The 9575-nt window shown below is 56.6% G+C and carries 6 protein-coding genes and 1 riboswitch; of the genes, 1 reads left to right on the forward strand and 5 read right to left on the reverse strand.

Annotated elements, in window-relative coordinates; translation table 11 throughout:
* The 3 genes from JRF57_14735 to JRF57_14745 form a co-directional block, all read right to left on the reverse strand.
* The coding region (locus JRF57_14735) for a histidinol-phosphate transaminase (GenBank protein ID MBW2304957.1) at positions 1–1011 on the reverse strand (1011 nt) is incomplete at its 3' end.
* Between the two features lie 97 nt (positions 1012–1108).
* Entirely contained in the window at positions 1109–2488 is a 1380-nt protein-coding gene (locus JRF57_14740; GenBank protein ID MBW2304958.1) for an aspartate kinase, read from the reverse strand.
* A gap of 89 nt (positions 2489–2577) precedes the next feature.
* Positions 2578–5034 (reverse strand): PAS domain S-box protein, encoded by a 2457-nt coding sequence (locus JRF57_14745; protein MBW2304959.1) that lies wholly within the window; start codon positions 5032–5034, stop codon positions 2578–2580.
* A 302-nt stretch (positions 5035–5336) separates the two neighbouring features.
* A riboswitch (cyclic di-GMP riboswitch) is annotated at positions 5337–5427 on the forward strand.
* A gap of 144 nt (positions 5428–5571) precedes the next feature.
* On the opposite strand from JRF57_14745, the gene JRF57_14750 reads away from it, so the two are divergent.
* Positions 5572–6996, forward strand: coding sequence for a flagellar hook protein FlgE (locus JRF57_14750; protein ID MBW2304960.1), 1425 nt, complete (start codon positions 5572–5574; stop codon positions 6994–6996).
* Positions 6997–7329: 333 nt separating this feature from the next.
* Here the strand turns inward: JRF57_14750 and JRF57_14755 are convergent, their stop codons facing one another.
* Both JRF57_14755 and JRF57_14760 read right to left on the reverse strand, forming a co-directional pair.
* Positions 7330–8013 (reverse strand): adenylate kinase, encoded by a 684-nt coding sequence (locus JRF57_14755; protein ID MBW2304961.1) that lies wholly within the window; start codon positions 8011–8013, stop codon positions 7330–7332.
* Between the two features lie 264 nt (positions 8014–8277).
* Positions 8278–9486 (reverse strand): cofactor-independent phosphoglycerate mutase, encoded by a 1209-nt coding sequence (locus JRF57_14760; protein MBW2304962.1) that lies wholly within the window; start codon positions 9484–9486, stop codon positions 8278–8280.
* Positions 9487–9575 lie beyond the last annotated feature (89 nt).

Below are 9575 nucleotides of genomic sequence, written 5' to 3' on the forward strand. Positions count from 1 at the left end.
CGTCCCGATCGTGATTCTCACGAAGTCCCGGATTCCCTCTATATCAAAGTATCTTACCAGGATTCCCTTCTCCTTCAGGCGGCGGTAGACCTCTTTGCCGGGAATCCCTTCCCTGGAGGCGAACACGAAATTGGCCCTGGAAGGAAGGACCCGCCATCCCGATCGCTGCAAATCTCTTGAGAGACGTTCCCTGGTAGCAATGATCCTTTCCGTGACTTCCTTGTAATAGGCCTCGTCCTGCATGGCCGCCACACCGATCAGGAGGGAAAGGGTGTCTACAGGATAAGAATTGAAGGAATCCTTGGCCCTGTATAGGGCATCGATGAGTTCCCTGCTCCCCATGGCATAGCCCAATCGAAGTCCGGCCAGGGACATGCCCTTTGAAAAGGTGCGAATAATTAGTAGGTTGGGGAACTCCTTCACAAGGGGAAGGGCGCTCTCGGCGCCGAAATCGATGTAGGCCTCGTCCACGATCACCACACTGTCGGGCAGATAGCTTTCAAGCAGTCGCCGGATTTCCCCTACCTCTAAGAACATGCCGGTCGGGGCATTGGGATTGGCGAAAACGATCCCACAGGACGTCTCCACATTCAGGAAGCCGTCGGGGTTGAGCGAAAAATCCCGGGCAAGGGGGATCTTTATACAGCCGATGCCGTAAAAATCGCAGTACACGGGGTAGAAACTATAGGTATGCTCGGGGAAGAGGAGAGGTCCCCGGTTGGTGTCAAAAAAGGAGAAAAAGGCGAGGGATAGGACCTCGTCCGAGCCGTTCCCTACGAACACCTGGGCCGGATCAATTTCGAAACGCTTTCCGATCATCTCCCGGAGATCCGTGAAGAGGGGATCCGGATAAAGCCTGAGGGTCTCGGGGTCGAAATTCCTCAGCACCTCCCTGATGGTCGGGGACGGAGGGTAAGGATTCTCGTTGGTGTTGAGCTTCAGATACCTGCGATCCCGGGGCTGTTCCCCGGGGACATAAGGGGAGAGTCTCTTGAGGCGTTCTGAAAACATGGTCTTTCCACCTTTTATTTCAGTCCAGAATTGAAGAAGGAAGGCCACAAGTCGGCTGTCCGATCCTCGGTGAGGGGACCCTCCGGGGCCTTGTTTTTCAAGCCCCCTCGAAAAAGGTCCTGTGGATCGCCTCCAGCGTGTTACGGAGGTTGCGATTTCGCACGATGAAGTAGAGGGCCGCGCGGGAAGGGCCGAAAGAACCCATTTCAATGTTTACCCCGGCCCGGGCGACCGCGGAGAAGCACTTGGCCGCCACGCCTTTGCTCCGGACCAGGCCATCCCCCACGATACCTATGAGGGCGATGTCTTCAGCCCTCTCAAGGCGCTGAAAGGGCCGGGGGTGAAGGGTCCTCAACACCTTATAGCCCGCCTCGAGGTCCTCCCTGGAGAGCAGGAGGCTGATGCAGGTCTGTGAAGTGACTACCGACTTGATATTGATTCCCCTCTTGCTCAACTCACCGGTGATCTGGGCGAGAATACCTGGACGTGCGCCTACACCCGAGGCGTGGACCTTGAGGATGCCGATATCCGTATCATGGGCCACGCTCTTGACCACTTGCCCGGACCGCGCTCCCCGGGGAGTAATCCTGCTTCCGGGGGCATCTGGTTCAAGGGTGTTTTTTATGGTGATGTCCAGACTGGTGTTTTTCAAGGGCTCAATGGTCCGCGGGTGAAGAATCTTGGCTCCAAAGTAGGAGAGTTCCGCCGCCTCCGTGTAAGAGAGGACCGGTATGAGCCGGGCCCCTGTCACAAAACCGGGATCCGCGCTCAGGTAGCCGGCCACGTCCTTCCAGATCTCGAGGGCCGAGGCCTTCAGGGCGGCAGCCACCACGGCGGCGGAATAATCGCTGCCCCCCCGCCCGAAGGTGGTGATTTGCCCTTCTTCACTCACCCCATAAAAACCGGGAATGAAAAGGATCGTTCCCTTTTTGGCCAAAGGAATAACCCGGGCTTTCAGGTTCTGACCGGTCTTCCGCACCCTGGCGGTGGCGTCCCCGTACTTTCCATCGGTTACAATACCTATCTTCTCGGGGAGAAGATAGGTGCAAGGGATTCCCCTCGACCGAACCGCCGCTGCAAGCAGTTGGGCGCTGAAGCGCTCCCCGTAACTGCTGATCACGTCCCTGATCCGCGGGGTGATCTCCCCGGTGAAATTGAGGCCATAGTAAAGCCTTTCCAGTTCGCCCAGGGTGCGGTTCAGGTCCCGGTTGTAGTCCCGGAGGAAAGGCCCCTTGGATATAACGTGCCGGGCCACGAGGGTGTGCTGGTTCCTGATCCTCGTTATGAGGGGAGGGATATCGGCCTCTTCCTGAACGGCCCGCTTCATGCCTTCGATCAATCGATCCGTGATGCCGTAAAGGGCGGAAACTACGAAGACCTGTCCTCTCCCCCGTTCAGAGACTAGATCCAGGATTCGGGCGATCCGTTTCTTTCCCCTGAGACATCCTCCTCCAACCTTGACCACTTTCGTTTCCAACAATCGTTCTTTCCTCCCTAAAAAACGCCACCCTCTCCAGGATCCCTGAGACTCAATCCTTCAGACCGGGTAAGGAGAATCAGGCCCCCTCAATCACCTACGATTTCTCTGATCTTGCTTGAGAGCACCTTCAGGTTAAAAGGCTTCTGGATGAATCCGTCACAACCCCGTTCCAGGATCTCTCCCGCCTGCCCGTCAATACTGTAACCGCTGGAAAGCAGCACCTTTACACCCGGATCCAGTTCCTTGAGCCTGTCGTAAACCTCTCCACCCCCCATGTCCGGCATGATCATGTCCAGTATCACCAGATCGATACGATCTCCCTTCTCCCGGTAGATATCGATGGCCTCCCGCCCTCCGCCGGCCACAAGCACCTCGTAGCCCAGCTTCTTGAGCATTTCCTCGCCGATTTCGAGAATGATCTGCTCATCATCCACCAGGAGGACCGTGCTGACCCCCTCGAGCAGATCCCGACGGGATTCCCTGTGAAACTTGCCTTCGGCGGCCGGGAAATAGATCGAAAAGGTGGTCCCTTCACCCTGCTTGGATGAGACATCGATATAGCCTCCGTGGGCCTTTACGATCCCGTATACTGAAGCAAGGCCCAGCCCCGTTCCCTTGCTGGGGCCCTTGGTGGTGAAGAAAGGATCGAAAATCCGCTCCAGGGTCTTCTGGTCCATGCCCACCCCGGTATCCCTCATGGAAACCTTCACGTATTCCCCGGGTTTGGGCTTGTAGGCCCGTGCTTCCATGTCCTGGTGGGTAACGTTTCGCGTGACCAGGAAGAGATCCCCTCCTCTCGGCATCGCATCCGCCGCGTTGATGAAAAGATTGAGCAGGATCTGCTCGAACTGGCTTCGATCGGCCATGACTTTCTGAAGATCGCCGGCCAGATCCCGGTGAATCCGTATATCCTTCCTGGTCATGCCGAAGGTTTCCGATATCTGGGTCACCACCTCGTTGATATCGAGGGGAAGGAGTTGGTATCTCCCCTCCCTCGCGTATCCCAAGAGCTGACTGGTAAGCTTGGATCCGTTCTGGACCAGCTTTTCCATGGTCGTCAATCGGGGATAGAAAGGATGGTTCTTATCAGCATCCAGGAGCATCAGGGAAATATTTCCCTGGATTCCCATGAGCAGGTTATTGAAATTGTGGGCGATCCCCCCGGCCAGGGTCCCGATGGCCTCCATTTTCTGGGTCTGCTGGAGGGCCGCCTCGAGCCTGCGTTGATCCGTCACATCCCGAATAATCCCTTGAAACCCTGTGACCTTGCCCTGGGAATCCCGAATAAGGGAGATAGAAGTGGCCACTTGCCTCTCCTCCCCATTCTTACGGACCAGGGTCCACTCGAAGTCATTGACGGGGTTGCCGGTGGTATAGACCTTGTTGAAAATTCTGGTACAAAACTGGATATTTTCGTCATCCGCAAAACTCCGGATATTGACACCCCAAAGCTCCTCCCGGGAAGCGCCGAATATACGGGTGAGGGCCCGGTTGAAGAAGACAAACCTGCCCTTCAAATCCAGCTCATAGTAACCGTCCTGGATGCTCTCCAGGATACTCCTGTACTTCCTTTCGCTTTCCCGAAGGGCATCTTCGGTCCGCTTCCTCTCAATAGCAATGGCCACTTGATCGGAAACAGACTCAAGAAGAGAGACATCCCTCTCCGTATAAAGGTCGGGATCATCATAACTCTGAACCCCCACGGCACCAATCACCTTACCTTTGACGGCAATGGGCACAGCGAGCCACACCTTGGCCGGCTTCCCGGGAGGCCTCTTTGAAGGTGGGGCAGCCATCCGTTCCGCGAGCTGCGTCTCTGTGAACAATCGCGGCTTACCGGCCAAGATGACCTCAGCGGTGAGGGATCCGGATCCCTTTGCCCCCACGATGGAAAACTCCGTATCCCTCTCGTCCTGGAAATAAGGGAAAGAAATCGTATCCGTGGCCCGGTCATAGAGGGCGATAAAAAAATTCCGGGTGTCCAGGATGCGGCTCAGGCTCCGGTGAATCAGGCCGAACATCTCCTTTAGATCCCGGGTGGAATTGACGGCCCGGGACATTTCATGGATAACGGCCGTGATCTTCGCGTTCCGAATCCGCTCCTCGATATCCACGAAGGAAAACACCATGCCTTTCAGGTCTCCTTCCCCGTCCTGAAACCTTTCCGCCGAAATCAGGATTCGGAAAGGGGGACCGCCCTTTCGCCTGGCCGTTTCCTCACCGACGTGGGCACCTTTTTCGCGCAGGACCTCGAGAAAACGAAGGCCGTCATCCCGGTTGTTCCAGATCTCGATGACGGATCTCCCCAGTATCTCCTTCTTCCGGCAACCACAGAGGTCCAGGAAGGCTGGATTGACATGGAAAAGATTTCCCTCGAGGTCTGAAAGCCCTATGGCGGTCTTGAGGGCTTCCATGGTCTCCTTCATCGGATCCTGATCTTTGCCTGGCCCCCCTCCAGCGGGTTTACTCAATACCTCCGCCATGTCGAGACGTTTGTCCTGTTCCGGGGTTTCTCTGTCGTACCGTTCTTTTTCCCGGTCCATAATCCTCCTGTCTCACCCCCATGGGGGAAAGGGGTTAAACGAGGTTAAAAGTGTAAATCACCGTGGCCCTTTATGCAAGGTTTGTTCCCAGTCACCCCCTGAAAAAGAAAAGCACCGCTCTCTCAGCCCCTGGACAGAATCGGCCTTATCACCAATGGGGGTGGAGAATGGACCAGGATGCCGACCCCGGTTCGGTTTTGGAAGCTTCGCCCCGGGATCTCTATTGAAACGGCTGGCGATCTGTTCCGGGAAAAAAGCGCTTTTTCCTCAAGTATCTCCATCGATCGGTCGATATAGTGGATGTCAGACAAAGGCAAACCATCCGAAAGGATGGGACGCAAAGCCATCGGCCTAAATCTCGGATCGCACGGACATGGCGGCAGGGTTTCCTGACACACACCCAAGATACATTCGCCGATACACGCTGCTTCACGCACATAACCACGATTCCTATCGAAATCTTCAACAACCCTTTGTCCGGCCTCTGCGGCCTCCCCGGCGACCCGGCATCTGAGCGAGAAAAGGGGAAAAGACCTCATGATTGCTTCGATCCAAGCCGGCCTTTCCGCTCTACGGGCATTGGGCAAAAAAATGGAGGTAAAGGCCAACAACATCGCCAACGCGAACACTTCGGGGTTCAAGGCCGATACCTCCACCATCAGTGAACTTCCCGCCCAGGCCGTTTCGACCCTCTCCGGAACAGCCCAGGTGGGCCGCGGTGCGGCCCTGGAGGGAATAGCCCCCCTCTTCGAGCAGGGCCCCATTGAGCCTTCAGGGGAACCTACAAACATGGCCATAGGGGGGGATGGTTTCTTCGTACTCAGGGAGCGGGGAAGCGGCCGTCTCTTTTACGGCCGTGCAGGAAATTTCCGTTTCGACCGGGACGGGTACCTGACGAATCCCGAAGGGTATGTGGTTCAAGGCTGGCGACTGGATGAAGAAGGTGAAGAAACGGGATCCTTGGGAGACATCAGGTTGACGTCCCGTTCTTCCCCTCCGAGCCCGACTTCCCGCATCTGGATGATCACCAACCTGGACGCGGATGCATCAGCCCACGGCGGGGCCCTGAAGACGGCCTGGGACGGGAGCGCGACCTCCGGTTCCCCGATGCCCGATGATGCTTATGAATATCGATCAACCGTCAAGGTCTACGACACCCTTGGGGGGACCCATGACATCACCGTCTACTTTGACAAGACCAGCCCTTCCCAGTGGGAATACGTCATTACCTGCAACCCGTCAGAAGATGGCAGGACGGGGGCGGCCGGCAGCCCTTGTGCCGGGCTTCTGGCCAAGGGGACCATCACCTTCGGAGAGGGATCGGGGACCATCACACCGGTCGGGGGGATGACCATGGAAACCTTCAACGGCACGGACTGGACGGATCCTGCCAACAGCGCGAACTGGACGAGCGCCTCCCTCGATTCATCCGGGTACCCGGAATTCACCGTCGAATTCCAGGGAACTGCGGGGTCTTCGATGTCGATAGCATTGGACCTGGGCACCCGCTCCCAGGACGGGTCCTGGGTGAACGACTCCCTGACCACCACCCAGTTCTCGAACCCCTCCGCCACTACCTACCAAGCCGCTGACGGATACGGGGCGGGCAGTCTCCTGGGGATGGAAGTGGATGAAAACGGAACCCTGATTGGAAAATACTCCAACGGGGAAATCATTCCCCTGTTCAGGACGGCACTTGCCGGGTTCCAGAATCCGCAAGGACTGCGAAAGGAAGGCGGCAACCTGTACAGAGAGACGAGGGAGAGCGGCGAGGCTCTCACAGCGAGGCCGGGCACCAACGGCTTTGGCCTGATCAGTCCAAGCTCCCTGGAACAGTCCAACGTGGAACTGGCCAAGGAGATTACCGATACCATTCCCCTTCAAAGGGGTTACGAGGCCAACATCAAGACAATCAAGACCCAGGACGAGATGTTGGGGACTATCCTGGACATACTGGGATAACCATTTCCCTTCTCCTTCGGCCGAATGAAGGAGATTGCTGAAAAGGTAAAGTATCCCGATCCCGTCAGGAAACACGCTCACCGGAAGGAAACAATAACTTGTGCGGACCCTTGAATGAGGTCCTCTTATCCGGAAAAAACGTCCCCATCTTTCCGGGCGCCCCAAGGGCCGCACAGATCACATAAAGGGGGTACCCGAAAGGGTACCCCCCCGTTTTTTCAAGCACCTACACGCTGACGAACAGGCAACCTGAAGGTTTCGGTATCTCCCACTATCCGCACTCCCCCGGCGGCTTCAGGATCCAGAGAAGATTAGGGTTCAAAGCAGGGAAGATTACTGACCCAGTTGATTCAGAAGATCCTCCGAGACCTCCTTTACCCCCGGCCGCCCGTCCAGCTCGATGATCTTGGGCTTGCCGCCGTTTTTTGCGGAAATATCCTTGAAATAATTGATGGCGGCCATGGTTCCCGTCTCGGAATCGTAGTAAATGTTGTGGCGCTTGTCGATCGCGGCTTCGTCCTGGTCGTCCGAGCGGGTCTTGAGTTCACCGCCGCACACCCTGCACTTGTCTCCGTCCGGCTTGATGGCATCGATGTAGATATTGTTGGGATGGTTGTTGTCATTGACGCAGAGGCGACGTCCCATGATGCGGTTTTTCGCAATTTGACGGTCCAGGACGATCTCGATCACGATGTCCAGACTTATCCCTTCCTCCTTCAAGGCCTTGTCCAGTGCCTGGGCCTGGGCGAGGTTCCTGGGAAACCCGTCAAGAAGCCATCCGTTTCGGCAGTCATCTTCCTTGAGCCGATCGAGGATCATAGGAATGGTGATCTCGTCCGGGACCAGTTCTCCCCGATCGATGTATCCCTTGGCCTTCTTGCCGAGTTCCGTGCCCCTGGAGATATTGTCACGGAAAATTACTCCCGTTTCGATGTGGGGGATATTGAATTTCTGTTTGACGATTGCGCCTTGGGTTCCTTTTCCACTTCCATTCGGGCCGAAAAAAAGAATATTCATAGTTGCATTCTCCTTTTTGGATGATCTGTTGAGACCTTTGAAAAACGCCTGCTCCGGAGAAAATTTCTGCCCCTGCTTTCTGCTGCCTCCGGGGCGTAAGCCCTACGGGTCGGAGGCTTGGCCTTGAACAAAATCGAACGTTTTTCAAAGATCTCCTGTTGTGTATACAAGGAGGTAAACAGTAGACCGAAATCCCGGGGCTGTTTGGATGCTGGCCAAAATAGGAGATTCACGCCTGCCTGTCAAGGGCCAGGCTGGCCGTAGTCACGAGAGAAACTCGGCCAGGAGGGCCTCTCCACTTTCAAATAAAACCCCAGAGGCGGCCGCCGAAACCTCTGAAAAGGGTGGTCCCCCGGAGACCCTCCCGAGTTCCGCTTTCCCCGCCCAAGCAAATGGGGTTGGGTCGGCCGTGTGGGTCTTTTTCACGATCGGCGTGAGGTGATCGCTTACGACCATGACCCGGTAGTCCTCGAAGGTCTTGAGTCCTTCCAGGACAGGTCCCACCACCCTTTCGTCGAAATACTCGATCGCGAGAATCTTTTCTTCCGTTTGGCCTCCATGGGCGGCTTCATCCGGGGCCTCCACATGGAGAAAGACGAAATCCATCTCCCTCAGGGCCTCCAGCGCAGCCTCGACCTTGCCGCCGTAATTGGTATCGATATACCCGGTAGCCCCCGGAACCTCGATCGGGGTCAGTCCGGCATAGATTCCTATTCCTTTCAAAAGGTCAACCGCCGAGATGACGGCCCCCCGCAGCCCGCGTAATTCCCTGAAAGGGGGCATATGAGGGGCCCTTCCCTGACCCCAAAGCCATACGGAATTGGCTTCCTTCAGTCCGGCGTCCCTTCTGCGGCGATTCACGGGATGATCTTCGAGGATATTCCAGGACCGGCGAATAAGGTCCGGCACGGCCCCGGCCCTCTGATCCCGCAGATAGGGAGCCATGTCCCGATCCAGGACGTCGTGGGGGGCTACGGTAAAGGCGTCCTCAGGCCCTTTGTCCCAGAGGAGGAGATGGCGATAGGCGACCCCGCAATAAATGGAGATCCCGGGGCCATTGAGCCCGTCCTTCAATGACTCCACCAGATCCGCCGCCTCCCCGGTGGAGATGTCCCCCGAGCTGTGGCTTACCATGATGATCTCCCCGCCGGGTCGGTGGTCCAGGGTCACGAGATTCATCCGGAAGGCCACCTGTTCGGGGGCCAGTGAAATCCCTATACTGGCGGCCTCCAGTGGGGAACGCCCAGTGTGGTAAGTACCAGGATCGTAACCCATAAGGGAAAGATTGGCCACGTCGCTTCCGGGCTCCATACCCTCAGGGATCGTCTTGACATAACCCACGTGGCAGGCTGAAACAAGGTCCATGAAGGGGGTCCGGGCCGCTTCCAGGGGAGTCCTTCCCCCCAGTTCTTCAAGGGGATAGTCCCCCATGCCGTCACCCACCAGGATAATGTATTTGCGCTTATTGTCCATCACAGCTTATCGCTTTTACCAAAAAACTTAGGGGTTCCATTTTCTTTCGATCCGCCTTGCCGCGTACGGATCCCCATGCCCGATTCCGG

This window comes from Deltaproteobacteria bacterium (genome assembly GCA_019310525.1).
In the GTDB taxonomy this organism is placed as follows: domain Bacteria; phylum Desulfobacterota; class DSM-4660; order Desulfatiglandales; family HGW-15; genus JAFDEE01.